Origin of the sequence: Allomuricauda sp. NFXS6 (assembly GCF_040148835.1) — a bacterium.
Classification (GTDB): domain Bacteria; phylum Bacteroidota; class Bacteroidia; order Flavobacteriales; family Flavobacteriaceae; genus Flagellimonas.
In genome coordinates, this window is the sequence record NZ_JAGEMG010000012.1 from 37,640 (window position 1) to 62,347 (window position 24,708).

Consider the following 24,708-nt stretch of genomic DNA (forward strand, 5'->3'; position numbering starts at 1 on the left):
GGGGTGAATTTTAAGAATTCAGAAAGTTGAAACTCTTTTCGTAAAACTGTTTTGGATTTTCGGCATGCAGCCAATGTCCGGCTTTATCAATGGTTTCAATTTCGGCGTTGGGAAAGTGTCTCTTGATTTCGGCCGAGTCCGTGGGTTGGATATATTCCGAACGGTCGCCGCGCAAAAATAGGGTAGGTCCATCATAAATGGCATTGGGGGTTATATTTTCACCAATTTCCTCCATTCGGTCCTTGAGCACGTCAAAATTGAAACGGAAGCCCAGTTTTTCCTTTTCTACCCAATACAGGTTTTTGAGCAAAAACTGTCTAATTCCTTTTTCTTTGATGTGTTTGGACAACTCATCGTCCGCATCCCTACGATCGGATATTTTATCAAAATCCAAATGAGAGAGCCCGTTGAAAATAAAATCGTGATGGGGAGGATAATACTTCGGTGCTATATCGGCAACGATTAATTTGAGTACTCTTTCTGGATGTGTAGTGGCCAGTTGCATGGCTGTTTTGCCTCCCATGGAATGCCCCATCACATAGGCAGATTCCATGTGGTGATGATTCATATAGTCGATGACATCATCGCTCAATATATCATAGTTGAACTCGTCGGAATGAAAACTTTTTCCATGGTTCCGTTGGTCTATCAAATGGACTTCAAAGCCATTTTCGGAATATTGGGAGCCAAGGGTTTTCCAGTTGTCCGACATGCCCAAAAAACCATGTAGGATTATAAAAGGTTGTCCTTTGCCCAATATTTTTGAATGTAATATTTCCATTATTTTAATCGATGTAAATACATGTTTACCACATTTTCAAGACCCAGATAGAGGGATTCGCAGATTAAGGCGTGCCCGATGGATACCTCTAAAAGATGTGGAACATGCTCTTTAAAGAATTTGATGTTGTCCAAATTAAGGTCGTGCCCTGCGTTTAGGCCAAGACCAACTTCGTGTGCCATTTTGGCCGCTTCAATAAAGGGGGCAATGCCACTTTCTCCATTGCCTTTGGCAAATTCATGGGCAAAACTTTCGGTGTAGAGTTCCACGCGGTCCGTACCCGTTTCCGCAGCTCCTTTCACCATTGCTATATCGGGGTCCACAAAAATGGAGGTGCGGATGCCGTTTTCTTTGAAGGTCTTGATGACATCAACTAGGAAATCTCTGTGCTTTATGGTATCCCAACCCGCATTGGAGGTAATGGCATCTTCGGCATCGGGCACCAAAGTAACCTGAGTGGGCTTTACTTCGAGGACTAAAGCAATAAATTTTGGAATTGGGTTCCCTTCGATATTGTACTCTGTGGTGACCACTTTTTTTAAATCCCGGGCATCTTGATAGCGAATGTGACGTTCATCGGGTCTTGGATGGATGGTGATGCCCTCTGCGCCAAAAGATTCAATGTCCTTGGTCGAAGTAATCAAATTGGGAACATTGCCCCCTCTAGAATTTCGTAATGTTGCGAGTTTATTTATGTTGACACTCAACTTTGTCATGGAGTTATTATTTAGATTGTCAAAAATAAGAATTCGGCATACCTTTTGCCATTTTAAATTAGTATTTTGCACCTAATAGAAGTGTTATGCAGATTCAAGACAAAATAATCAATACAGTTCCCGTTTTTGAAGTGTCGGAAACTTTGAAAGATGTGATTGCGTTTTTCGAGGAAACCACATACTCCCATGTTGGGGTGATCGAGAACGGAACATACTTGGGGTTGCTTTCCGAAAACGACCTTCCTTGTTTTGAGCCCGAAAAAACAATCGACAATTTCAGGTTTGAAATGGAAGATTTTTTTGTGAGGAAAGAAACCGCTTGGTTGGACGTTTTGGAAATGTTCTCGAGAAATGAGGCCAATGTACTGCCCGTTTTGGATGAAGACCGTGTAATTATTGGGTATTACGACCTTGAAGATGTTGTGGATGTGTTGATAGACACTCCTTTCTTTAGAGAGCCGGGCGCCATTTTGGTGGTGTCCATCGGAATTAAGGACTATTCCTTTAGTGAGATTGCACAAATTGTGGAAGGCAACAATGCCCGATTGTTGGGAGCCTTTATTACTGACTCTGAGAACGATATTGTTGAAATTACTTTAAAAGTAGGCACACAAAGTTTGAATGAAGTAGCGCAAACTTTTAGAAGGTACAACTACACCATTGTATTCGGAAACAGCGACGACCAGTTCTTGGAAGATTTAAAACAGCGTTCCGACTATTTAGAAAAATATCTTAACGTATAGTATGAAGGTAGCGATATATGGTCAATCTTTTCAAGAAGAGGACCAGCTTTGTGTAGAGCAACTTTTGGACGAATTGAAGAAGTTGGATGCAGCCATTTATGTGGAGGAAAATTTCAATAAGTTGGTGACCACAATTACCCAAGAACAAGTAAAAGGAACGTTTACCCAATCCAAAGGATTGGATTCTTCTTTCGATATGTTCGTGAGTTTTGGTGGCGATGGCACCATGTTGCGCGCCGTCACCTATATCAAGGACTTTGGCATTCCCATTGTAGGCGTCAATACAGGGCGTTTGGGATTCTTGTCCACCTTTAAAAAAGAAAATGTACGCAAGTTGGTCACCGAATTCGAAGCCGGTCACTATACCCTAGAAGAACGCAGCCTGGTGGAAGTGGAGCTCAACTCCGAACTGGACGAGTTCAATGGGCTCAATTTTGCCTTGAACGAAATAACTGTCAGCCGTAAGGATACTACTTCGATGATTACGGTGGAAACTTGGCTGGATGATGAGTATTTGACCTCTTACTGGTCCGATGGACTTATTGTGTCCACACCTACGGGCTCAACAGGGTATTCCTTGAGCTGTGGCGGCCCGGTAATCGCCCCTTCGGCAAAATCCTTGGTACTTACCCCCATTGCGCCGCACAATCTCAATGCACGTCCTTTGGTGATTTCTGATGATACACAGATAAGGTTAAAGGTTTCCGGTAGGGAAGAAACCCATTTGGTGTCTTTGGATTCGCGAATTGCCGATATTTCCAACGGTAAGGAAATTCGAATCAAAAAAGCTGATTTTACAATCAAAATGATTGAATATAATACCGAAAGTTTTTTAAAAACATTGCGGAATAAATTACTATGGGGCGAGGATAGGCGCAATTGATTAAATCAAAAACAATAAAAGGAACGAAAAACTGTTTAACAAGGGAGGGCAACTTTAAATATAAATCTATAGATCTTCCTTTACTCTTAATTCTTCAAACTTTTTGGATAGTATGCGGATAGTTTTGGCTGTTTTTCTATGCTGTGTGATCAAGGTAAGTGCGCAGACCTACGAGATAGGTGTATTTGTCGGGGGCGCCAATATGATAGGTGATGTGGGAAGGACCAATTATATCCTGCCTTCAGGACCCGCTTTTGGAGGAATCTTTAAATGGAACAAAGGAAAACGCTACGCGTGGAGGGGAAGTGTCCTCTATGGCAAAGTGACCGCCGATGATGGCAAATCAAATATGCAATCCAGACAACAAAGGGGCTATAAGGTGGACAATTCCATTTTGGAGTTCTCGGCAGGACTGGAAATTAACTTTGTGGAATACAATCTTCATAAGCTCGGACCCGCCTTCACGCCTTACTTATACACAGGTGTAACTTACTTTCGATACGATTTTAATTATATTGATGCCCTTCAGATGCAGGATATTAACCAAAAAGAAGGTAGTTTTGCAATTCCAATGACGGTTGGGGCTAAGTATCGTTTAAATCAATTTTTGATTCTTGGGGCCGAAATTGGGGCCAGATATACTTTTACGGACAATTTGGACGCGAGTAACCCAGAAGGTTCCAATTTTGAGCAATTCCGATTCGGAAATATATTGAGCGACGACTGGTACGTCTTTTCAGGTATAACATTAACTTATACCTTTGGACGCAAACCCTGCCAGGATTGTTTTCAATAAAATGCACACACTAGAGGACGTAGACAAAGAGAAACTACCTAAGCACATTGCCATTATTATGGACGGTAATGGTAGGTGGGCGAAACAGCGTGGTAAAATGCGTATGTTCGGACACGAAAACGGGGTGGATTCGGTAAAAAAAACCGTAGAAAGTTGTGCCAAGCTGCAAATACCGTTTTTAACCCTATATGCCTTTTCCACAGAAAATTGGAATCGTCCAAAAAACGAGGTGGATACCCTAATGAGACTTTTGGTCAATGCCCTGAAAAGGGAATTAAAGACCTTGAACAAACACGACATAAGGTTAAAGGCCATTGGAAAAATAGAAACATTGCCCACAAAAGTCCATAAAGAGCTGAGCGAGGTGATGTCCAAAACAGCAAATAATTCGGGGATGACCCTCACCCTGGCATTGAGCTATGGCTCACGGGAAGAGATTAAAACCGCGGTTCAAGAGATTGCATTCAAAGTTAAAAATAACATAATTTCCCCCGAAAATATTGATGAAACAGTTATAAATACACATCTTTACGCGCATTTTTTGCCCGATGTTGACCTGCTCATCCGCACAAGTGGTGAATGCAGGATAAGTAATTTTTTACTTTGGCAGATTGCATACGCCGAATTATATTTTATTGATGTATTTTGGCCCGATTTTAAAGAGAACCATTTGGTAGAGGCCATATTAAGTTACCAAAATAGAGAACGACGATTTGGAAAAACGAGCGAACAACTTAACTAAGGGTATTACAAATTTCATCCTTTCAACCCTTATTATCCCATTATTTTTATTTTCATCCCACGGTATTGCCCAGGAGACCGATTTTGAAGAAGGCAAACAGTATATTTTGGGAGGTTTGACCGTAACGGGACTGCAAAGCTATAACGAGCAGACCGTAAAGAGCTATACAGGTTTGAGAGTTGGGCAGCCCATTAAGGTGCCTGGCGATGAAATAAGTGCCGTGATCAAAAAGTTGTGGAACCTCGATCTGTTCAGCAATGTAGAAATGTTCTATACCAATATAGAGGACGATCAGATATTTTTGGAGTTAAACATTACGGAGCGTCCTACCCTGAGCAACGTCACGGTCTACGGTATAAAAAAGAGAAAGGTGTCAGATATCCTTGACGATACCGACCTTAAAAAAGGCAAGAAAATTACAGAGAGTTTAATTGCCAACACCAAGAATTACCTTCAGAACAAGTACAAAAAGCAAGGATTCTTGAATGCCAAGGTCAGTATTGCCACATCTGCCGATACCACGGGTACCAATACGCAGAACATGGTCATCAATGTGAATAAGGGCGATAAGGTTAAAATTAAGGATATCAACTTTGTCGGTAACGAAAAACTTTCCAACAAAAGGCTTCGAAAATCACTAAAAAATACGAAGAAGAAAAAGTTCTTTAGGTTTTGGAAAAAATCAAAATACATTGAAGCCGATTACCAAGAAGATCTTGATAATTTAATCGATACCTATGCAGAACGAGGTTACAGGGATGCACGGATACTGTCCGATACCTTTGTGAAATTGGATGAAAAAAATATTGAGTTGACCGTTGAGGTCGAAGAAGGTAACAGGTACTATTTTGGTGAAATTGATTTTGTTGGAAACTCCGTGTATACCGATAGAATGTTGAGCCAAGCGCTTGGCATCAAGAAAGGTGATACATATAACGGGGTATTGTTAAAAGAGCGCATAGCAGACGATTCCGACCCAGATGCACAGGATTTGACAAATCTCTATCAGAACAATGGTTATTTGTTCTCCAGCATTAACCCGGTTGAGGTTTCCGCCGTAAACGATACCATTGATTTTGAAATACGAATCATTGAGGGCAAGGAGACTTTCTTGGATCACGTGACCGTTTCCGGTAACGATAAGACGAACGACCATGTAATCTATAGGGAGATTCGAACCAGGCCAGGGCAAAAATATAGTAAGTCCAATATCGTAAGAACCATCAGGGAACTGGGGCAACTTGGATTCTTTGATGCCGAGCAAATCGTTCCGGATATCATTAACCCAGACCCTAACGCCGGTACCGTAGATGTAAACTATAGTCTGGTGGAATCGGGCTCCAGCCAAATTGAACTGCAAGGTGGTTTCGGAGGTGGAGGTTTTATAGGTACGTTGGGACTTTCATTCAGTAACTTCTCCATAAAGAACCTTTTCAACAAAGAAGCCTATAAACCGGTACCCATGGGTGATGGGCAAACCTTCTCCCTGCGATTACAGGCAAGTAGGACCTTCCGTGTATATAGTTTGAATTTTGCGGAACCTTGGTTAGGGGGTAAAAAACCCGTAAGGTTTAATTTGTCCCTATCAAGAACACAGCAGTTTGCCACCGGTTTTGATCAAAATGGTAGATTGGATGTTGATAAATCCAGAGGGTTTGCCATTACGGGGATTACAGCTGGTTTGGCAAAAAGGGTACAGTGGCCAGATGACTACTTTACCTTGTCACATTCGGTAAGTTACCAGTTGTACGACTTTAACGATTATAGAAGTGGGATCTTTAACTTTGGGAATGGTAGTTCCAACTCTCTAAGTTACACCTTTGGATTGTCGAGAAGTTCCCAGGGACCAAGTAGAATTTTCCCAATGACAGGGTCTAACTTTGAGTTCACGGCAAAGCTTACACCTCCTTATTCGCTTTTTAGTAGCAAAGATTTCGGACAGATAAAAGAAGATATAGATGCGACGACCGAAAGACTTATCGAAATTGGCGATCCTTCTACAGTAGAGGAGCAACTCGAGGCCCAACAGCTGAGCAACGATTTGGAGCGTTTGGAAGAAGAAAGGTTCAAACTATTGGAATACTACAAGATCAAGTTCAAAGGCGATTGGTATACCACCCTAGTGGATAAACTCGTACTTCGAACCAATGCAGAATTTGGATTCTTGGGCGCTTATAACCACGATATAGGAAACGTTCCCTTTGAACGTTTTTATGTTGGGGGAGACGGGCTCGGAAACTTTACTCTGGATGGTAGGGATGTCGTACAGCTCCGTGGTTACGACAACCAATCCATCACACCTTATGATGTTAACCCTGTTACGGGAAGGTTGGAGCAAGATGGAGGAACTATTTACAATAAGTTTTCTTTGGAGCTTCGATATCCACTTACGTTAAAGCCATCTGCATCCATTTATGCACTGTCTTTTTTGGAGGCAGGTAACGCCTTCAACAATTTTAATGATTATAATCCGTTTGAGTTAAAAAGATCTGCCGGAGTGGGGCTACGTATTTTTATGCCGGCATTCGGACTCTTGGGAATTGATTTTGGTTATGGCTTCGATCCCGATGCCCGTCCAGGATCCGTGGGACCAAGCGGCTGGCAAACACACTTCATCATCGGGCAGCAGTTTTAATTTATGAAAACAACGTGTTTTGCTAATTTGTAAATGGTTCATTTTAAATAAATTAGTAATTTTGGCACGATATTTTCTATGTAAAATGCGGAATCAAAGATGAATACCAAAGTTCTTTTATTGGCAGTTGTTTTAATGTCGTCCTTTTATGGGTTCTCCCAAAGAGGAGTTCGGATAGGATATGTAGATATGGAATACATCCTTGAAAATGTAGAGGAGTATAGGGATGCCACCGAACAATTGGACGCCAAGGCCCAAAAGTGGAAGCAGGAAATCGAACTGAAGCAAAGTGTCATTGATCAAATGAAAAAAGATTTAATGGCGGAAAAAGTGCTTTTGACCGATGAGCTTATTTTGGAGCGGGAAGAAGAAATCCAGATTCTCGAAAAAGAAATGCTGGATTATCAACAAGACCGATTTGGGCCGCAAGGAGATTTAGTGCTGCAAAAACAACTTTTAATACAGCCTATTCAGGATCAGGTTTTCAACGAAGTACAAAAAATCGGAACCAATAAAAGATACGATTTTATTTTTGATAAATCCGCAGATGTTGTAATGTTGTACTCCGAAAAAAGACACGATATCAGTGACTTGGTTTTAAGGGAAATAGGGCGAACCAGAAAAATTAGTGCATCCAACAAAAAACAAGAGCAGCAAAGCCGCTTGGAGCAGTTCCAAGAAGAAGAGGACGAAATCAGTGACGCACTAAAAGAGCGGCAGGAACAAGCCGCAGATGCAGCGGAGGAGAGAGAGAAGGCAGCCGAAGAACGAAGAGCCCAAAAACTAAAGGAACGCGAAGAGCGTAAAAAAGCATACGAAGAACGAAGAAAAAAATTATTGGAAGAGCGCGAAGCCCAGCGGAAAGCCAAACTGGAAGAGCGAAAAAAAGCGCAAGAACAACAAAAGGATTCAATAGGATAGTTTATATTGAAACACTAAATTTAAAGTCAAAAAAGTAACGTTGAGAATCATGAAAAATGTAAAAAGGATTGCTGTAGCCCTAGTATTGTTTGTTGCGGCTACGGGTTTTGTAAACGCGCAGAGCAAGATTGCACACATTAATGTACAGCAACTATTGTCTGAAATGCCGGAGATGAAGGCTGCACAAGCTGAATTGAAGAAATTACAAGAAACCTACAGGGCAGACATTCAAAGCTCTATGACAGAGCTTCAAAACAAGTATACCCAATACCAGAACGAAGCCACTTCCAAAACAAGGGAGGAAAACGAGCAAAGAGCGGTAGAGCTTCAAGGGTTCGAACAAAACATTCAAGAAGCTGAGCAAGCTGCCATGCAAGAAATGCAGAAAAAGCAGCAAGAGCTGTTTGCACCAATTTCCGATAAAGCAAAAGCAGCCATCGAAAAAGTAGCGGCGGCCAAAGGGTATGATTACGTAATCGATGCCAGCCCAGGGTTGAGCCTGATCGTATCCAAAGGACCGGACCTTTTGCAAGAAGTAAAGCAAGAGTTGGGTTTCTAAACCGTGATTTTACAAGATTCAAAAAAACCGCTTTAATTAAAGCGGTTTTTTTATGCCATAAAAATTTAAGACGTTATTTTTAATCATGCCAAAACCGATAGGAATTTTCGACTCAGGCGTAGGGGGCACTTCCATTTGGAAAGAGGTAACAAAGATGCTTCCCAACGAAAGAACCATTTATTTGGCCGATAGCGCCAATGCTCCCTATGGTGAAAAATCAAAAGAAGAGATTCTAAGGCTAAGTATCAAGAATACGGAGTATTTACTGGGTCAAGGCTGTAAAATTGTTCTGGTGGCCTGTAATACCGCCACAACAAACGCCATAGATTATCTTCGTTCCCACTACAATGTTCCCTTTATTGGAATAGAGCCCGCCATAAAACCTGCGGCCCTTCATACCAAAACCAAAAAAGTGGGGGTTTTGGCCACCAAGGGGACACTCTCCAGCAGTTTGTTTCACAATACTTCCAAACTCTTCGCGGAAGGAATCACCGTGCTGGAACAAGAGGGTAAAGGGCTGGTGGAGCTCATAGAGGCTGGTAAAATACAATCCAAAGAAATGAAAACGCTCCTAAGGGGCTTTTTGCAGCCCATGCTCGATCAAAACATAGATTGTTTGGTGCTTGGTTGCACCCATTACCCGTACTTGATGCCAGTGCTTAAGGATATATTGCCAGAGCATATCAACATCATAGATTCAGGCGAAGCCGTAGCACGTCAAACCAAGGCCGTTTTGGAGCAACACCAACTACTTTCAGATTTTGATGGTGACCCAGAGCATATCTTTTACACCAATGCCGATGTTGAGGTTCTAAAAGATTTGGTTGACCGACCGACTGCTCAAGTTGCCTACCTGGATTTCTAATAGAATGAAACTGTCATTCCCGTGAAACGGGAATCCAAACAAGCTTACTTTCTTCGGTAGGTTAAATACGTAAATGCATATTTGTGCCTATCATCCTTTGGATGATATTCCTCGTTTACCAATTCCCATTGGTCCTTATCAATTTCAGGAAAAAAAGCATCGGCCTCAAAAGTGCCATGTACCCGTGTGAGCTCTATGTCCGTGGCAATGGCCATGGATTGTTTATAAATTTTACCACCACCAATAATAAAAGCCGTTTCATTGTCATCCACTAAACCAATGGCTTCACCAATGGAGTGCACAATGGTGCAAGGGAATTTGGGTGTATAATCTTCATCTCGGGTAATGGCAATGTGCGTTCGGTTCGGCAAAGGTTTGGGAAAGCTCTCTAAGGTCTTTCTGCCCATGATTATTTTGTGCCCGGAGGTCATATTTTTAAAACGCTTAAAATCGTCCGGTAAATGCCAAACCAAGTCGTTGTCCTTGCCCAAGGCATTGTTTTCGCCCGCGGCCGCAATAATGATCAATCGCTTCACTGATCTTTTTTTTTATTGATTTTGGAAAGCGGAAAGTCTGTTTCTATTTCCTTTTGGATTTCGCCGATACGTTTCTTTTGAAGATTTACCAATCGTTCCCGCTGCTGGCGCTCCCAATTTTGGCCCATAAACTTGTAGGTTACAAAAACATTGAAGGTGTGCAGGGTAAGTATAAAAGACCATGCGCAAACAATCCAAATGGACCAATCGTAAGGCTCACCGTATTTGAGGACCTTATTGGCCAGAATCATAAAAATACTGCCGATCAAAAAAATCACACAGTGGATGAACAACCTTTTCTTTTGTTTGATGCGTTTATGGGCATACTCCAAAAGTTCGTGTTGCTCCAAATCTATTTCCGGCTTCTTCTTTTTACCAAATGACAACATGGAATGGCTATCTTTATCAACAAAGATAACTGAATTGTATCCAAAAATCCCGACATGCAAAACTTAAGAAAAAAATTCCCTGTTCTTAACCAATGTGTTTATGCCAATACCGCCTCCGCAGGCCTGTTGAGCGAAGATTTGATGGAATGGCGACAAGGGCACGACCTCGATTACCTGATCGGTGGCAGCGAAATGAAAATGAAGGGTTTTGCCCACATGCCCGAAATCAAGAAAACCGTTGGGAAATTTTTCAATTGTAAACCGGAAAATGTAGCCTTGGTCCCGAATTTTAGTTTGGGGTTCAATCTGTTATTGGAAGGGTTGCCAAAGGATAAAAAAGTGTTGCTCGTAAATAAAGATTACCCAAGTGTGAATTGGCCATTCGAGACCCGAAATTTTAAGCGGGATTATGTGGATGCGGACGAGCACATGGAGGAAAGCATACATTCCAAAGTCAAAAAGGGCGATGTGGATATTCTTGCATTCAGTTTGGTGCAATGGGTGGATGGCGTTCGTATTGACTTTGATTTTCTGAAAGATCTAAAAAAAGAGTTTCCCAACCTGGTGATTTTGGCCGACGGCACCCAATATTGCGGCACAGAACCTTTTGATTTTAAAGATTCTGGTATCGATATTTTGGGAACCAGTGCCTATAAATGGATGTTGGCAGGGTACGGCAATGGCTTTTTCCTGGTGAAAGACGAAGTGATGGATAAGTTTGAGCTTCGTGGGATAGGAAACGGTTCCGTGGATAACGATGCATCCAAACGCAACAGCATAACCTTTTGTAAATTCTTGGAGCCGGGGCATTTGGATTCCTTCAACTTTGGAAGCTTGGAGTTCGCGGTTAATTTTTTGGATGAAATAGGTATGGAAGACGTACAGGCACAGTTGCAAAAACTGTCCAAAAAGGCCATGTCCGTCTTTTCCGATCTTGATCTTTTGGAACCAGCCATCATCAAAAGAAAGCAACATAGTACCATTTTCAATATTAAGGGCAATGAAAAACTTTTCAATAAATTATCAGAAGAAAACGTAGTGGCATCCGCTAGGGGAGGTGGCATCCGTTTAAGCTTTCATTTGTACAATACCGAAGACGAGATCGAGGCCATTGCAAAAATATTGCGGTCCTGAATGATCTGAATCATTTTTCAGGAAATATCAGTGCTTATTTTTGTAAAAGTAATCCTATTGTTAGGGGCATTTTATCAATTTGATAAATCGTACGTAACTTATTGTAAGTAAGAGGTTTTATCTGTTGCTTTGTCCCTAAATTAAAATTATTGATACCATGGCGATTAAGAAACAATACCTAAAGAGCAAGCCTGTTTGCAAGGTGACTTTTTCAGTTCCTGCGGAAGAGGCAAAAACAGTTGCGGTAGTTGGAGATTTCAATAAATGGAACCCTAAAAAAAGCAGCTTAAAGAAATTGAAGAACGGAACCTTTAAAGGGACGTTTGAGCTACCTGTGGAGAACAGCTACGAGTTCAGATATTTGATAGACGGTAATTACACCAACGACTCCGAGGCCGATCGCTTCCAGTGGAACGACTACGCGGGAACCGAAAACGCCGTTTTGGAAGTATAAAACATTGGGTACACCATCGGTTAGGTTAGCCCCAAAACTGATGGTGATTTTCTCTCAACTTAGCCGTCAAATTTTGTGACTTGTATTCGTTGGTTCGAGTAATTTTTTGGTTGAGCGAAGTCGAAACCAAAGCAAACCGTATCGAGCGCCACAAAGTCGATTCTCGATAGAAATATCTTTGGAACTTTATTGAATTGACGGTTTTTAGAATTCGATTTTACTCCGTAATCAATCCTCTACCAAAGAAATGCTGAGTCGGCCATATTGTTCTGTAGTATCATTGGCATCGATTTGATAGGTATAATAACCAGCACCGACAATAGGGAAAATAGCTTTTTCATAGCATAACAGTTTTCTGATTATCCGTTTAATGTCATAATGGGTTTTTTTGGCGTCATGTTGAACTTGTTTCAACATCTCATCCTGCTAAATATGAGCATCTTTATGTGAGCCTGAATCAAGTTCAGGGTGACGTTAGTGATATTATTACCCATTACGGACATCCAAAAAGTTTTTATAAGACTGTCACGTGGTACATGGGTTGCTTATAATAGCATGTATTCGACTTCTCTTATTGCTCAACTGTCTTGTTTAGATATTTTAACCCTTCGTAAATTGCTGGAAGTGGAACAGAACGATGGTCCTCTTTTTCAAAATAGTCCTGTTTTATCTTTAGTTTTTCACCCCAACGCTCCTGCAAAAATGCTATGAAGCTATCATGTCGCTTTTTGTTTCGCTCATAATTGGCTTTTCCTTGGTTAGCGGTCGCTAAATACAATTTTTTGCCGATAGAAGCCTGTGTTGTTCTCCTTACTTTTTCAAGCATAACAGTTTCGTCCCACCAAATACTGGGGTCTATGGCTAAATAGGTGTCAAACAGCTTGGTTTTGTCCAAATAGGCGTTAATGGTCAACAAACCTCCAAGGGAATGGCCGATTAAGGTTCGGTGTGAAGTTGTTCGGTATTTGTCATCCAAGAACGGAATCAATTCTTTTTCAATAAAATTGAGGAAATTTTTGCCTCCGCCCATTGTGTTTGGCCGCTTCGTCTTTAGTTTGGTAACTGTAAAATCCCTTTCGCGGTCTACATTTTCTATAGCAACCACAATAGTTTCTGGCATCAAATAGTTTCGATTGGTACGTGAACCCATAAAACCTACAATGGCAGAAGTGGTTTTAAAGTGAACAAATCCATCCAATAAAATAATTATCGGATAAGTTGAATTGGCTTTGGATGGGTCTTGATAAGAATCGGGCAAGCTTACTAATAGTTTGCGATCCTCATTGAGGATCTGCGAGTGTATCGATAAAGTGTTGCCCAGTTCAATAGTGTTTCCGTCTTGACTAAATAAGAGTTGGGTTGGACCGAGAAGAACACAAAAAAGGGAGGCGAAGAAATATTTCATTGTTCATCAATTAATGGACGAAATGTTATCGTAAATGTGATGCTGAAACAAGTTCAGCATTATGGTTTACTCCGTCCAGTAATCCACAACAGTTACATCTGCAATGTGAGGACCTGCAATATCCCCAAAAGCCACATGGTCTGGGTGGGTAAGATAAGTGTCTCGGTCTTCTTCGCTGGCAAAGGTCAAGAAATAGCAATGCGTGAGTCCTTTGTTCAAATTCTCCGGGCTGTTGTTGGTGCCCCATTCATAGCCTTTAATTTCAGAAATTTTTGATGGCAATGCGTTAAAGGCTTCTTCCACTTGTTGTACCTCCTCCTCGGACGAAGTGTCTTTAAATTTGAACAATACTACGTGGCGCAATTGAGGCCCCGTTACTTCTTCTTTTTTTTCCACAGTTTCTTCTTCCTGTTTTTCGGTGGTTTCCTTTTTGGGTTGCTCGCCACAACTGGCAAATAACAATGCGGCAAATAGGGTGATGGCAGTGGTTTTCATGGGAATTATTTGTTTATACTGATTTGAATCAAATGTACAATTTTACTGATTAGAATTGTTTCTGCTTGTATATCAACTATTTTACCGTCACCCTGAACTTGTTTCAGGGTCTCATATGTTTTTTTCATGATTGATGGTATGCTGAAACCAGTTCAGCATGACGCATAAATATTTTTATGTGGAGGAAGGAGCCTGTTGTTGGTGCGAGCGTCACGCTCGTTCCACCCACTTAACATTTTGACTACTGTACTCGGCACGAGCCAAGAGGCTCGCGCTAGCGGGGCTTTCTACATCTATTATCTCTAATGCTGAAATCTGTTTTCATTATGATATTTTAGAAATTCAATATCAGGTAGAAATTTTGATGGTAAGAAAATATCTTTGTTCTCGTATTGAAAAAAGTATTTTTCAAGAGAGTCTGATTTTTTGCCTTTTAAAAGCACATTTGAAATTTTAATCTTGTAATCTGGTGTTATTGTAATTAGCCCATTTTCAAAAGCTTTATCATGTAAAGCATTGATAGCAATACCATTTCTTGGATTTAATCTATTTTGTTCGTCTTGACTCCAAGGTTTAATATGTCCAGCAACTAATAATTCACTTTGTTTAATTCCAGTTATACAACAAGTACTATTGTATGAGGCTAAAATAGAGCTCCTGAAAAATGATTGATTGACTCTGATTTTTACAACTCTTTCTCTTTCTTTTCCTTTAGGTAAACTTTTAGTGTCAATGTGATTTAACTCTTCAATAGGTTTGTCTTCAAATTTTGATAATAATTTTTCACTTTCAAATGGAAGCTCCTCCCAATTATTATAAAATTCATTCCAAATTGCCTCATCAAGTTTACTGGAATTGGATGCTCCTTTGATTCCCCTAGCTTGTAGGCTTGGGTCGAGACTTGCAAAATTCACTAATTTATACGCTACTGCATTTGGTGTTCTTCCAATTAATTCGGCTATATGTATAACTTCAGGATTTGTTCTATGTAATCTACCGAAAGGTAACTTGCAATAAAGATTTATTGCTAAAATCAATTCCTCCCTCGTCCATAATTTTTGTCCCTTTTTCATTGACTATCTTTTTGAGTGACAAATTTACACTCACACATGTGCGATAAGCATTTATGGATTTGTGTTTGTTCAATGGTGTGCGATAAATCTAAAACTATTTCTGTTCTATTCCCACAACTTGGACAAGTCAAAGGTTGGTCATTGTAGGTTATTATTTCATTAAAATTTAACATATTTTCTTTTTATAGACTCCTACAAATTAGCCATAAAAGATAATTATCTTTCCAAATTAACTATAACTAGTTTTTGTAGGTATTTAAGAAATATATATGCGCTCAATATAAATTGAAACTATTTATAGTCTCAAACCGCAACCACCCCCTTAATATGCGGATGCGGGTCGTAGTTCAAGAGCTCAAAATCCTCAAAGGTAAAAGAGAAAATGTCCTTTACTTCGGGGTTCAGTTGCATAGTGGGCAAGGGTCGTGGGTCACGGCTCAATTGTAGTTCCACCTGCTCCATATGGTTGTTGTAAATGTGGGCATCACCAAAGGTGTGGATAAACTCTCCCGGCTGGTAACCACAAACTTGTGCCATCATTAAGGTGAACAAGGCGTAAGACGCAATATTAAACGGTACGCCCAAAAAGATGTCCGCACTACGTTGGTACAGTTGGCAGGAAAGTTTGCCATCCGCAACATAAAACTGAAAAAAGGCATGGCAGGGTGGGAGAGCGGCCTTTCCGTTGGCCACATTTTCCGCAAAAGATACCGAAGTGTCCGGCATTACGCTGGGATTCCATGCAGAAACCAACATTCTACGACTGTTCGGATTGCTCTTTAAAGTCTCGACCACTTCTTTGATCTGATCGATTTCCTCGCTGTTCCAATTGCGCCATTGGTGTCCGTACACTGGGCCCAAATCACCGTTTTCATCGGCCCACTCGTTCCAAATACGTACGCCATTCTCTTGCAGATAGGCCACATTGGTATCCCCCTTTAAAAACCACAAAAGTTCGTGGATAATGGATTTGAGGTGCAATTTTTTGGTGGTCACCATGGGGAAACCCTCGGAGAGGTCGAACCGCATTTGATACCCAAAAACGCTCAAGGTTCCTGTTCCAGTACGGTCGCCTTTTTGGTTCCCGTGCTCCAATACGTGTTTAAGAAGATCGTGGTACTGTTTCATGCTGTCTGTTCCGTTACTAATGTCATTTCGAGTGGTTTCAGCTTGCTGAAGCCGTATCGAGAAATCAGTTTTCGGTACAAAATCCATTTTCAGAATTTCACTCAAACTGACGTCTTTTTATATTTTTTGAATGTTTTCTTATGTCATTTCGAACGAATGAAATGAGGAGAAATCCAAGATATCTCGACGCCCCTTCGACTGCGCTCAGGGTAACAGCTCGATATGACAAAAAATCAATCCATCGAAATTACTCTAATGGGTAGGTTTTTAAAACTAAAATCCAAAAGACTTATGAAAAGTTTATTAACTGGTTTGAGGTCATTGTGATGGGGGGTTGATGATAAAATATGAAGGATGTGTGTAAAGCAGTTGGTACGAAATATGTCAACTCGAGTGATTTTTCGAGTGCAAACGTAGAAAAATTGTATCGAGAGTCGGTTTTTCATTCATTTAATGCTTGTTCTCGATACTTTTTCTTTGAAAAAACTCGAACTGACGCTCTATTCTTCAATCAAATTATCCCAAAATCATCCCGGCAATGGTAGCGGACAATAAGGAAGCCAGCGATCCGCCTAAAACAGCTTTCATTCCAAAAGAGGATAACACCTTACGCTGACCCGGGGCCAAAGAGCCAATACCACCAATTTGAATGCCGATGGATGCGAAGTTTGCAAAACCACAGAGCATATACGTGGCCATAATCACGGATTTGTTGTAATAAAGATTAGGCATAGTTGCTGTATTTTTTAAAAGGGCAAGTTGTTCGTAGGCAATAAACTCGCTTGCGACAAGCTTAATTCCAAGAAGTTGTCCCATAAATAGCAGGTCTTCATTACCAACACCAATTAACCACATTAAAGGGGCGAATATGGTTCCTAAAATGGCTTCTAATGATAATTTATCGTAAGGTGTATTGTTGGCAATCCAATTATTTAAAGAGCCTATTTCACCAATAAGTTCAAAGCCACCATTAATCATAGCAATAAATGCCACGAATATTAAAAGCATAGCGCCAACATTGACTGCCAACTTTACTCCTTCCGTTGTCCCGTTGGAAATTGCATCCAGCACATTGCTTCCAAATTTGCTTTCTGAGATTTTGATGTCTTTATTAATTGACTCAGTTTGTGGGTGCAATATTTTTGAAATGACAATGGCGCCCGGTGCTGCCATTACCGAAGCAGCAATTAAATGCCGTGCAAATTCAATACGCAATGCCTCGTCCGACCCACCTAAAAATCCAATATAGGCCGCCAAAACACCTCCCGCCACGGTGGCCATGCCGCCGATCATCACCAAAAGAATTTCAGATTTGTTCATTTTCTCCAAATAGGCTTTGATGAGCAAAGGTGCCTCTGTTTGTCCTAAGAAAATATTACCAGCTATTGATAAGCTCTCTGCTCCTGAAATACCCAAAGATTTGGTTAGCAACCATGCCAAGGTTTTGACAACTCTTTGTATGATACCAAAATAATAAAGAACAGAGGTCAAGGCCGAAAAGAACACAATTGTGGGTAAAATCTGAAAAGCAAAAATGTAACCGATGTTTGGATTGGATAAGTCTATGAGGTTTCCAAACATAAACTCACTACCAGCCAAAGTGAAATTTAAAATTTCATTAAAAAATTTACCTAATAAATCAAATATTAATTGAATAGAAGGAACTTTTAAAATTCCAATTGCCAATAGGAGTTGAAGAGCTAATCCAATCCCGACCGTTTTCCAGTTGATGGCCCTGCGGTTGGAGCTGAACAAAAATGAAATAAAGACAAGTACAGCCATACCCAAAGCACCCCGTAACAAGGTATTGATGGTAAAACCTTGGTTGGGAATGATTTCCGCCGCTTCGTGTTGGGCTATGTTCTCCGTAAGAGTGGAGCCGATGGCAACGTTAAGGGAATCTGTGGGCAATGAATTTTGGCCAAAAGCGACCGAACAAAGGAGTAAAAGTATCAGTAAACTCTTGGTTTTTTTCGCCATGTACGTGATTGTTTATTTGCGCTTGGAAATCTCATCCCTCAATTTGGCCGCCTTTTCGTAGTCTTCGCTGGCCACAGCCTTATCTAATTCTTTATGGAGTTCTTGTAGGGACATTTCTCGGTATCCATGGGTGTCGGAACCGGATTCCAATTCCACCGCTTCGCCTTCTTGAAGGATTTCATCCACCATGATGCTGTCGTCATCATCTTCCTCCTCTTTCTCTTTGGAAGAGAACTTTAAGAAGATCCCTGCTTTGTCCAAAATGGTCTTGTATGTAAAAATGGGAGCATCGAACCGTAATGCAAGCGCAATGGCATCGCTGGTGCGAGCATCGATAATTTCCTCTTCGTTATCACGCTCACATATTATACTGGAATAAAAAACACCATCCACCAATTTATGGATAATCACCTGCTTGACTACTATTTTGAACCTGTCCGCAAAGTTTTTGAACAAGTCATGGGTCAAAGGTCTAGGCGGTTTTATCTCTTTTTCCAAAGCAATGGCAATGGACTGTGCTTCAAATGCGCCTATAACAATGGGAAGTTTTCTGTCTCCCTCCTCTTCATTTAAAATAAGGGCGTACGCGCCATTCTGTGTTTGGCTGTATGAAATCCCCTTTATTTTTAATCGTACTAAACTCATATATCTCCTCCTAAAGCAAAAGGGCTGTTCAAATAAGTGGCTTTGCCAGTTATCCGAACAGCCCCTTGCAATGGGCAAATTAACAAAATTTAAGCGTTTTGGGCTTTAAATTCTTTTAATTTTTCGATGAGTTCGGGCACCACCTCGAAGGCGTCCCCAACTATTCCGTAATCCGCTGCCTTAAAGAAAGGTGCTTCGGGGTCGTTGTTGATGACCACTTTTACCTTAGAAGCATTTATCCCTGCCAAATGTTGAATGGCTCCAGAAATGCCGATGGCGATGTATAGATTACTGGCCACGGGCTTACCGGTTTGCCCTACGTGTTCGCCATGTGGGCGCCATCCCATATCGGAAACGGGCTTGGAACAAGCGGTTGCAGCTCCCAATACATCGGCCAATTCTTCAACCATACCCCAGTTTTCGGGACCTTTGAGTCCACGACCTCCAGAAACCACGATATCGGCATCGGCGATGGTAGCTTTTCCGACCACTCTATCCACTTCCATCGATTTTACCGCAAAGGCATCGTCACCCAAGGATGCGCTAAAGTCTTCCACGGAAGCTGAAATGTTGTTTTCGACAACACCAAAGGCATTGCTGGAAACTCCTATTACTTTAACGTCAGAAGAAATCTCTGTCATGGCAAAACCTTTGTTACTGAACGCGGTGCGTTTCACCACGAAAGGTGAGGTGCTTTCCGGTGCGGAAACCACATTGGGCACATACCCCGCAGTTAATTTTGCCGCAAGGATGGGCGCCAAAAACTTGCTGTCCGCGCTGGAGCTCAACACAATTACTTTTGCGTCTTCTGCTTTGGCTGCCTGTGTCAACACATCGGCATAAGCTTTGGCATTGAAAGTAGCCAAGGAATCATCTGAGACTTTTAAAACCTTGGAAACCCCGTAGGTTCCCAATGAAGCATCGTCCTCTGCATTAAAAGAGACGGCTGTAACGGTTGTGCCTAAATCTTGGGCCACTTTATGGGCATAAGAGGCCACTTCGAAGGCATTTTTTTTGAATTTTCCCTTGAGGGATTCTGTATATACTAGTACTGACATAAAAATTTCTTTAAATTTTTTCCTGAACTTGGTTCAGGAACTTTATGACTTATGAATAGTTTCCGAAACAATCCCGATAACTATGGGGACGGAATGATTTGGCTGAGCCTTAAATCACTTTTGCTTCGTTGTGCAGTAGTTCTACCAATTCGCCTACGTTCCCGGCATCGACCAACTTAACTGGACCTTTGGCCGCAGGTTTTTCAAATTTTTGGTCATGCGTGGGTTGTTCGGCATCAACGGGTTCTACTACATTCAATGTTTTTTTACGTGCCATCATAATACCTCTCATATTGGGAATACGAAGGTCACTTTCCTCAACCAATCCTTTTTGTCCGCCGATAACCAATGGAAGCGAAGTGCTTATGGTTTCTTTACCGCCATCAATTTCGCGAACTGCGGTTGCCGTATCTCCATCAATTTCCAAACTGATGCAAGTGTTCACAAAGTTCATATCCAATAAAGTAGCCAGTATTCCTGGGACCATGCCACCGTTGTAGTCGATGGATTCCCTTCCGGCGATAACGAGGTCATAGTCCCCATTTTTGACCACTTCGGCCAGTTGCTGGGCCACAAAAAAACCATCTTTCGGCTCTGCATCCACTCGTATGGCCTCGTCGGCACCAATGGCCAGTGCTTTTCTGATGGTGGGCTCGGTCTGGGCCCCGCCAACATTGACCACATGTACTGTTGCGCCTTGTTTTTCCTTGAACCACATGGCTCGGGTAAGTCCAAACTCATCATTTGGATTAATAACAAATTGAACCCCGTTTGTGTCAAACTTGGTATCGCCTTCCGTAAAATTGATTTTGGAAGTAGTATCCGGTACGTTGCTTATGCAAACTAAAATCTTCATATATACTTAAGGTTTATCTGCTCAAATATAGGTATAAAATCCGAAATTTATTATGCATGCATAATAAATTTTGTTCTTTTTTTGGATTTTCCCCAAGCTATTTTCGGGTAGTTTTTGCTATTTTTGCTTGCGTTTTTAAGCAGACTATAAACATTTAGTACGATTTAATGAAAACATTACAGTTTAGGGAGGCAATAGCCGAGGCTATGTCCGAAGAAATGCGAAGGGATGATACCATTTATCTGATGGGCGAGGAGGTAGCCGAGTACAACGGTGCCTACAAAGCTTCCAAAGGTATGTTGGATGAATTCGGCCCTGAGCGGGTGATTGACACCCCCATTTCGGAGCTGGGTTTTGCCGGTATCGGTGTTGGCTCTGCAATGAACGGCAATAGGCCCATTATAGAATTTATGACATTCAATTTCTCTTTAGTGGGAATTGATCAAATAATAAACAACGCGGCCAAAATCCGACAGATGTCCGGTGGGCAGTTCAATTGCCCTATCGTATTTAGAGGCCCAACAGCTTCTGCGGGGCAATTGGGAGCAACACACTCCCAAGCTTTTGAAAGCTGGTATGCCAATACTCCCGGGCTCAAGGTTGTAGTTCCTTCGAATCCTGCCGATGCAAAAGGATTGTTGAAAGCTGCCATTCGCGATGATGACCCCGTTATTTTTATGGAGTCAGAGCAAATGTACGGTGATAAAGGTGAGGTGCCCGAAGGCGAGTACACGATTCCTTTAGGTGTTGCCGACATCAAAAGAGAAGGAACGGATGTGACCATTGTTTCTTTCGGAAAAATAATAAAAGAAGCCTACAAGGCTGCCGATGAATTGGAGAAGGATGGTATAAGCTGTGAAATTATTGATTTGAGGACAGTGCGTCCAATGGACCACAATACGATTCTTGAATCTGTAAAGAAAACCAACAGAATGGTGATTTTGGAAGAAGCATGGCCTTTTGGCAACGTGGCCACCGAAATTATTTACCATGTGCAAGACAAGGCATTCGACTTTTTGGATGCACCTATCGTAAAACTGAACACTGCAGATACTCCCGCACCATATTCTCCTGTACTTTTGGCTGAGTGGTTGCCCAACCACGAAGATGTGATAAAGGCTGTTAAGAAAGTGTTATATAAGTTATAGGATCATATTTTGAGGTATATTAGCCCTGTCAACTATGTTGGCGGGGCTTTTTTTTAGGGAATTTTTTTTGATTAGAAATTACTTTGAACCAAATTTGACACCTAAATTGAATGGGAACAAGCCCTAGTGCTTTCCCCAATTGTCCCTTATATCTGCCTATGAAAAGATTCTTTTCCGTCTTTTTTCTGATTTTTATTACCAGCGTTACTGCACAAACCAAGATTGAAGGTGTAGTTACCGATGATACGGGCATGCCTATTGCCTTTGCCAATATCATATTCGCCAATTCTTCCGAAGGAACCATTACCAACGATAACGGACACTTTTATATGGAATCCGACCAAACGTACGAAGCCATCAAAGTGTCGTTTATTGGTTATGAGACCAAAGAGATTCCCTTGGAGCAAAAAGTGAATTATGGAATGAAGATTACACTCACCGAATCTACCGAGCAGCTTCAGGAGGTAATCGTATATACGGGGAAACGGTCCAAAAAGAACAATCCCGCCATAGACATCCTTCGAAAAATATGGGCCAAAAAACGGGAGAATGGGTTACGCAAGTTCAAGCAGTACCAATATGATAAGTATGAAAAAATTGAGTTTGACCTCAATACTATCGACAGTGCATTGATCAAAAGTAAACTTTTTAAAGGGTTGGAGTTTATGTTCGAGGATTTGGATACTTCAAGAATCACTGGAAAAACCTATTTGCCCATGTTCCTCAACGAAACTTTTTCCAAAGTGTATGGCGACAATATAATGGATAGGGAGAAAGAAGATGTTTTGGGAAATAAAAGTTCAGGCTTTAGCGGTAATCAGGCCATAACCGCCTTTGTTGAGGATCTCTACTCCGATTACGATATTTATGATAATTACCTTAAGTTTTTTGATAAAAGCTTCACCAGTCCCTTGTCCAAAACCGGAATTGATGTCTACAACTACGTATTGTCCGACAGTACATTTATAGATAATAAGTGGTGCTACAATATTATTTATTACCCGAGGCGTAAAAACGAACTCACCTTTAAAGGGGATTTTTGGGTGAACGATACCACCTTTGCTATCAAAAAAATCAATATGCAGGTCACCAAGAGTGCCAATATCAATTGGGTAAAAGAAATTTATATAGAACAGGATTTTGAGGTGGTCAGCGATTCCGTCTTTTTATTGAAGCGGGATTATATGTTGAGTGATTTTAGTTTTTCAAAAAAAGAGGATTCTCGCGGGGTTTATGGAAAACGTACCACGGTTTTTGATAATTACAACTTTAACAACCGCAGACCCGAAGATTTTTACAAGGCAGTTGCCGACCCATACGATCCAAGGGTTTTCTCGCAGGACAGTATTTTTTGGAAAAATGCCCGTTTGGAAAGCTTGAGTGATGATGAATCTGGAATTTTTAAACTACTGGACACCTTAAAAACCGTTCCCAAATTCCGAACTTATTATGATATTGTAAGTGTTTTGGGCTCTGGTTATATCGAAATCGACAAATGGAATATTGACCTAGGTGATATTTATAGTTCGGTCGGTTTTAACGATGCCGAGGGGATTCGTTTGCGAGGTGGCGCACGTACGTATTTTGGCCAAAATGATATGTGGCGGTTGGAGGGTTATATGGCCTACGGTTTTAATGATAAAAAGTTTAAACACGGCTTTTTAGGAAAGTTTTTGCTCGACCGCAAGAACAGACTGATAATTTCTGGAGGAAACAGACGGGATATTGAACAGTTGGGTCTTAGCCTCACAAGCACCAATGATGTGATGGGGAGAAGTGTGGCTTCTTCGGCATTGATTACCGTTGGTTCCAACGACCGTTTGACCAATATTAACCTGTCCACCTTCAATTTGGATATGGAACCGCTGAAAAATTTTAGGGTTAGGGTGGGCGGCTCGTTTCGTACCTTGAGTTCGGCCTTGCCCGATGCATTTAGTTTGGACTACATAGATCCAGAATCGCCCACTGGGGTTTCATCAGAAATAAAACAGTTTGATATCAATTCCACTGTGATTTACACTCCAGGCAAACGCACTATAGGTTACGGAGTGGAACGGTCTGACATTAACGATGATTACAGCACTTTTGTCCTTAAGTACACCAAAGGTGTGGACGGTTTTTTGGAAAGTGATTTTGATTACGAAAAAATTCAATTTTCCTATAAACAACCTTGGCAAGTAGGAGGTTTTGGTCGATTGACCAGTAGTGTTGAGCTTGGTAAAACTTTTGGAGCAGTGCCATTGGGACTATTGAATGTGATTCCGGGCAACCAAACCCTTTTTACCCTCTTCAATGCTTTTCCAAACCTGGATTTTTACGAATTTGTGACCGACACCTATGCAACGGTGCACTTGGAACATAACTTTAATGGCCGTTTGTTCTCCAGAGTTCCTTTTCTACGCAAGCTGAACCTTAGGGAAATTGTGGGTATACGTGGAGCTTGGGGCCAATTGTCCGAAGAGAATATTGCTTTGAGTTCGCCTACGAATATACCATTGATGGCTCCGGAGAATCCGATATACTGGGAGTATTCCTTTGGGGTGGGGAATATTTTTAAAATATTTCGAATTGACTTCAATTTTAGGGGGAACTACTTGGAAAATCCAAACGCCAGAGCTTTTGGGGTAACCGGAACCTTCGGATTTAGCTTTTAATCCCATTAAATGGGTTTAATTTCCCGATGCTCTGCGTCGAAATGGTTTTAAGGTTTGTTCGTTTGAATACCTCCTGGGCTAGCCCCGATGTAGTTGATTCAACAGAATTCCT

Annotated in this window: 25 protein-coding genes; 12 read left to right on the top strand and 13 right to left on the bottom strand. The window is 41.3% G+C overall.

From position 1 onward, the window contains the following. Nucleotides 1–10 precede the first annotated feature (10 nt). Together J4E06_RS15840 and J4E06_RS15845 are read right to left on the bottom strand one after the other, a co-directional pair. Complete coding sequence (locus J4E06_RS15840) at nucleotides 11–781, bottom strand: alpha/beta fold hydrolase (RefSeq protein WP_349524967.1); 771 nt, start codon at nucleotides 779–781, stop codon at nucleotides 11–13. Then, nucleotides 781–1,497 carry a pyridoxine 5'-phosphate synthase gene (locus J4E06_RS15845; RefSeq protein WP_349524970.1) on the bottom strand — a complete coding sequence of 239 codons (717 nt, stop codon included), beginning with the start codon at nucleotides 1,495–1,497 and terminating at the stop codon, nucleotides 781–783. The genes J4E06_RS15840 and J4E06_RS15845 overlap by 1 nt, the downstream gene beginning before the upstream one ends. Nucleotides 1,498–1,583: 86 nt before the next feature. Here J4E06_RS15845 and J4E06_RS15850 point away from each other — a divergent pair, with 86 nt between their 5' ends. From J4E06_RS15850 to murI, 8 genes are all read left to right on the top strand, one after another. Then, on the top strand, nucleotides 1,584–2,240 hold the full coding sequence (locus J4E06_RS15850; RefSeq protein ID WP_349524971.1) for a CBS domain-containing protein: 657 nt from the start codon (nucleotides 1,584–1,586) through the stop codon (nucleotides 2,238–2,240). 1 nt (nucleotide 2,241) lies between these two features. Continuing rightward, nucleotides 2,242–3,123 carry an NAD kinase gene (locus tag J4E06_RS15855; RefSeq protein WP_349524972.1) on the top strand — a complete coding sequence of 294 codons (882 nt, stop codon included), beginning with the start codon at nucleotides 2,242–2,244 and terminating at the stop codon, nucleotides 3,121–3,123. A 112-nt stretch (nucleotides 3,124–3,235) separates the two neighbouring features. Next, nucleotides 3,236–3,919 (top strand): type IX secretion system protein PorG, encoded by a 684-nt coding sequence (porG, locus tag J4E06_RS15860; protein ID WP_349524973.1) that lies wholly within the window; start codon nucleotides 3,236–3,238, stop codon nucleotides 3,917–3,919. Nucleotide 3,920: 1 nt separating this feature from the next. Then, entirely contained in the window at nucleotides 3,921–4,661 is a 741-nt protein-coding gene (gene uppS / locus J4E06_RS15865; protein ID WP_349524974.1) for an undecaprenyl pyrophosphate synthase, read from the top strand. After that, nucleotides 4,633–7,296, top strand: coding sequence for a BamA/OMP85 family outer membrane protein (locus tag J4E06_RS15870; protein WP_349524975.1), 2,664 nt, complete (start codon nucleotides 4,633–4,635; stop codon nucleotides 7,294–7,296). Before uppS ends, J4E06_RS15870 begins: the two co-directional genes overlap by 29 nt. A gap of 99 nt (nucleotides 7,297–7,395) precedes the next feature. Further along, the gene (locus J4E06_RS15875) at nucleotides 7,396–8,217 is read left to right on the top strand and encodes an OmpH/Skp family outer membrane protein (protein ID WP_349524976.1); all 822 of its coding nucleotides are present in this window, start codon (nucleotides 7,396–7,398) and stop codon (nucleotides 8,215–8,217) included. 49 nt (nucleotides 8,218–8,266) lie between these two features. Beyond that, a complete protein-coding gene (locus J4E06_RS15880; RefSeq protein WP_349524977.1) occupies nucleotides 8,267–8,776 on the top strand; it encodes an OmpH/Skp family outer membrane protein in 510 nt (169 codons plus the stop codon). Between the two features lie 85 nt (nucleotides 8,777–8,861). Continuing rightward, nucleotides 8,862–9,641 (top strand): glutamate racemase, encoded by a 780-nt coding sequence (gene murI, locus J4E06_RS15885; RefSeq protein WP_349524978.1) that lies wholly within the window; start codon nucleotides 8,862–8,864, stop codon nucleotides 9,639–9,641. A 44-nt stretch (nucleotides 9,642–9,685) separates the two neighbouring features. Here murI and J4E06_RS15890 read toward each other — a convergent pair whose 3' ends face one another. Further along, the gene (locus tag J4E06_RS15890; RefSeq protein WP_349524979.1) at nucleotides 9,686–10,177 is read right to left on the bottom strand and encodes a dihydrofolate reductase; all 492 of its coding nucleotides are present in this window, start codon (nucleotides 10,175–10,177) and stop codon (nucleotides 9,686–9,688) included. After that, nucleotides 10,174–10,566 carry a 2TM domain-containing protein gene (locus J4E06_RS15895; protein ID WP_349524980.1) on the bottom strand — a complete coding sequence of 131 codons (393 nt, stop codon included), beginning with the start codon at nucleotides 10,564–10,566 and terminating at the stop codon, nucleotides 10,174–10,176. Before J4E06_RS15895 ends, J4E06_RS15890 begins: the two co-directional genes overlap by 4 nt. A gap of 54 nt (nucleotides 10,567–10,620) precedes the next feature. On the opposite strand from J4E06_RS15895, the gene J4E06_RS15900 reads away from it, so the two are divergent. Then, a complete protein-coding gene (locus J4E06_RS15900; RefSeq protein WP_349524981.1) occupies nucleotides 10,621–11,700 on the top strand; it encodes an aminotransferase class V-fold PLP-dependent enzyme in 1,080 nt (359 codons plus the stop codon). Nucleotides 11,701–11,857: 157 nt separating this feature from the next. Then, a complete protein-coding gene (locus J4E06_RS15905; RefSeq protein WP_349524982.1) occupies nucleotides 11,858–12,154 on the top strand; it encodes an isoamylase early set domain-containing protein in 297 nt (98 codons plus the stop codon). Between the two features lie 228 nt (nucleotides 12,155–12,382). On the opposite strand, the gene J4E06_RS15910 is transcribed toward J4E06_RS15905, so the two are convergent. From J4E06_RS15910 to J4E06_RS15950, 9 genes are all read right to left on the bottom strand, one after another. Next, nucleotides 12,383–12,571: a hypothetical protein gene (locus tag J4E06_RS15910; protein WP_349524983.1), complete on the bottom strand. Its 189-nt coding sequence runs from the start codon at nucleotides 12,569–12,571 to the stop codon at nucleotides 12,383–12,385. 154 nt (nucleotides 12,572–12,725) lie between these two features. After that, nucleotides 12,726–13,559 carry an alpha/beta hydrolase gene (locus J4E06_RS15915; protein ID WP_349524984.1) on the bottom strand — a complete coding sequence of 278 codons (834 nt, stop codon included), beginning with the start codon at nucleotides 13,557–13,559 and terminating at the stop codon, nucleotides 12,726–12,728. 66 nt (nucleotides 13,560–13,625) lie between these two features. Next, nucleotides 13,626–14,054: a Dabb family protein gene (locus J4E06_RS15920; RefSeq protein ID WP_349524985.1), complete on the bottom strand. Its 429-nt coding sequence runs from the start codon at nucleotides 14,052–14,054 to the stop codon at nucleotides 13,626–13,628. Nucleotides 14,055–14,356: 302 nt separating this feature from the next. Then, nucleotides 14,357–15,127 (bottom strand): HNH endonuclease, encoded by a 771-nt coding sequence (locus J4E06_RS15925; protein ID WP_349524986.1) that lies wholly within the window; start codon nucleotides 15,125–15,127, stop codon nucleotides 14,357–14,359. Nucleotides 15,128–15,430: 303 nt separating this feature from the next. Beyond that, entirely contained in the window at nucleotides 15,431–16,255 is an 825-nt protein-coding gene (locus J4E06_RS15930; protein ID WP_349525024.1) for a thymidylate synthase, read from the bottom strand. 516 nt (nucleotides 16,256–16,771) lie between these two features. Then, a complete protein-coding gene (locus J4E06_RS15935) occupies nucleotides 16,772–18,235 on the bottom strand; it encodes a NupC/NupG family nucleoside CNT transporter (RefSeq protein ID WP_349524987.1) in 1,464 nt (487 codons plus the stop codon). A gap of 12 nt (nucleotides 18,236–18,247) precedes the next feature. Then, nucleotides 18,248–18,880 (bottom strand): bifunctional nuclease family protein, encoded by a 633-nt coding sequence (locus J4E06_RS15940; protein ID WP_349524988.1) that lies wholly within the window; start codon nucleotides 18,878–18,880, stop codon nucleotides 18,248–18,250. A gap of 89 nt (nucleotides 18,881–18,969) precedes the next feature. After that, the gene (locus J4E06_RS15945) at nucleotides 18,970–19,938 is read right to left on the bottom strand and encodes an electron transfer flavoprotein subunit alpha/FixB family protein (protein ID WP_349524989.1); all 969 of its coding nucleotides are present in this window, start codon (nucleotides 19,936–19,938) and stop codon (nucleotides 18,970–18,972) included. 109 nt (nucleotides 19,939–20,047) lie between these two features. Then, nucleotides 20,048–20,794 carry an electron transfer flavoprotein subunit beta/FixA family protein gene (locus J4E06_RS15950; protein ID WP_349524990.1) on the bottom strand — a complete coding sequence of 249 codons (747 nt, stop codon included), beginning with the start codon at nucleotides 20,792–20,794 and terminating at the stop codon, nucleotides 20,048–20,050. 167 nt (nucleotides 20,795–20,961) lie between these two features. On the opposite strand from J4E06_RS15950, the gene J4E06_RS15955 reads away from it, so the two are divergent. Continuing rightward, nucleotides 20,962–21,942, top strand: a complete 981-nt coding sequence (locus tag J4E06_RS15955) for a pyruvate dehydrogenase complex E1 component subunit beta (protein ID WP_349524991.1) — start codon at nucleotides 20,962–20,964, stop codon at nucleotides 21,940–21,942. 158 nt (nucleotides 21,943–22,100) lie between these two features. Beyond that, nucleotides 22,101–24,596 (top strand): DUF5686 family protein, encoded by a 2,496-nt coding sequence (locus tag J4E06_RS15960; RefSeq protein WP_349524992.1) that lies wholly within the window; start codon nucleotides 22,101–22,103, stop codon nucleotides 24,594–24,596. Nucleotides 24,597–24,708: the final 112 nt, after the last annotated feature.

Excerpts from the sequence above, each read along its gene's own strand:
- J4E06_RS15840 (WP_349524967.1), bottom strand. The coding sequence starts at position 781 with ATGGAAATATTACATTCAAAAATATTGGGCAAAGGACAACCTTTTATA.
- J4E06_RS15845 (WP_349524970.1), bottom strand. The coding sequence starts at position 1,497 with ATGACAAAGTTGAGTGTCAACATAAATAAACTCGCAACATTACGAAAT.
- J4E06_RS15850 (WP_349524971.1), top strand. The coding sequence starts at position 1,584 with ATGCAGATTCAAGACAAAATAATCAATACAGTTCCCGTTTTTGAAGTG.
- J4E06_RS15855 (WP_349524972.1), top strand. The coding sequence starts at position 2,242 with ATGAAGGTAGCGATATATGGTCAATCTTTTCAAGAAGAGGACCAGCTT.
- porG (WP_349524973.1), top strand. The coding sequence starts at position 3,236 with ATGCGGATAGTTTTGGCTGTTTTTCTATGCTGTGTGATCAAGGTAAGT.
- uppS (WP_349524974.1), top strand. The coding sequence starts at position 3,921 with ATGCACACACTAGAGGACGTAGACAAAGAGAAACTACCTAAGCACATT.
- J4E06_RS15875 (WP_349524976.1), top strand. The coding sequence starts at position 7,396 with ATGAATACCAAAGTTCTTTTATTGGCAGTTGTTTTAATGTCGTCCTTT.
- J4E06_RS15880 (WP_349524977.1), top strand. The coding sequence starts at position 8,267 with ATGAAAAATGTAAAAAGGATTGCTGTAGCCCTAGTATTGTTTGTTGCG.
- murI (WP_349524978.1), top strand. The coding sequence starts at position 8,862 with ATGCCAAAACCGATAGGAATTTTCGACTCAGGCGTAGGGGGCACTTCC.
- J4E06_RS15895 (WP_349524980.1), bottom strand. The coding sequence starts at position 10,566 with ATGTTGTCATTTGGTAAAAAGAAGAAGCCGGAAATAGATTTGGAGCAA.
- J4E06_RS15900 (WP_349524981.1), top strand. The coding sequence starts at position 10,621 with ATGCAAAACTTAAGAAAAAAATTCCCTGTTCTTAACCAATGTGTTTAT.
- J4E06_RS15905 (WP_349524982.1), top strand. The coding sequence starts at position 11,858 with ATGGCGATTAAGAAACAATACCTAAAGAGCAAGCCTGTTTGCAAGGTG.
- J4E06_RS15910 (WP_349524983.1), bottom strand. The coding sequence starts at position 12,571 with ATGTTGAAACAAGTTCAACATGACGCCAAAAAAACCCATTATGACATT.
- J4E06_RS15915 (WP_349524984.1), bottom strand. The coding sequence starts at position 13,559 with ATGAAATATTTCTTCGCCTCCCTTTTTTGTGTTCTTCTCGGTCCAACC.
- J4E06_RS15920 (WP_349524985.1), bottom strand. The coding sequence starts at position 14,054 with ATGAAAACCACTGCCATCACCCTATTTGCCGCATTGTTATTTGCCAGT.
- J4E06_RS15925 (WP_349524986.1), bottom strand. The coding sequence starts at position 15,127 with ATGAAAAAGGGACAAAAATTATGGACGAGGGAGGAATTGATTTTAGCA.
- J4E06_RS15930 (WP_349525024.1), bottom strand. The coding sequence starts at position 16,255 with ATGAAACAGTACCACGATCTTCTTAAACACGTATTGGAGCACGGGAAC.
- J4E06_RS15935 (WP_349524987.1), bottom strand. The coding sequence starts at position 18,235 with ATGGCGAAAAAAACCAAGAGTTTACTGATACTTTTACTCCTTTGTTCG.
- J4E06_RS15940 (WP_349524988.1), bottom strand. The coding sequence starts at position 18,880 with ATGAGTTTAGTACGATTAAAAATAAAGGGGATTTCATACAGCCAAACA.
- J4E06_RS15945 (WP_349524989.1), bottom strand. The coding sequence starts at position 19,938 with ATGTCAGTACTAGTATATACAGAATCCCTCAAGGGAAAATTCAAAAAA.
- J4E06_RS15950 (WP_349524990.1), bottom strand. The coding sequence starts at position 20,794 with ATGAAGATTTTAGTTTGCATAAGCAACGTACCGGATACTACTTCCAAA.
- J4E06_RS15955 (WP_349524991.1), top strand. The coding sequence starts at position 20,962 with ATGAAAACATTACAGTTTAGGGAGGCAATAGCCGAGGCTATGTCCGAA.
- J4E06_RS15960 (WP_349524992.1), top strand. The coding sequence starts at position 22,101 with ATGAAAAGATTCTTTTCCGTCTTTTTTCTGATTTTTATTACCAGCGTT.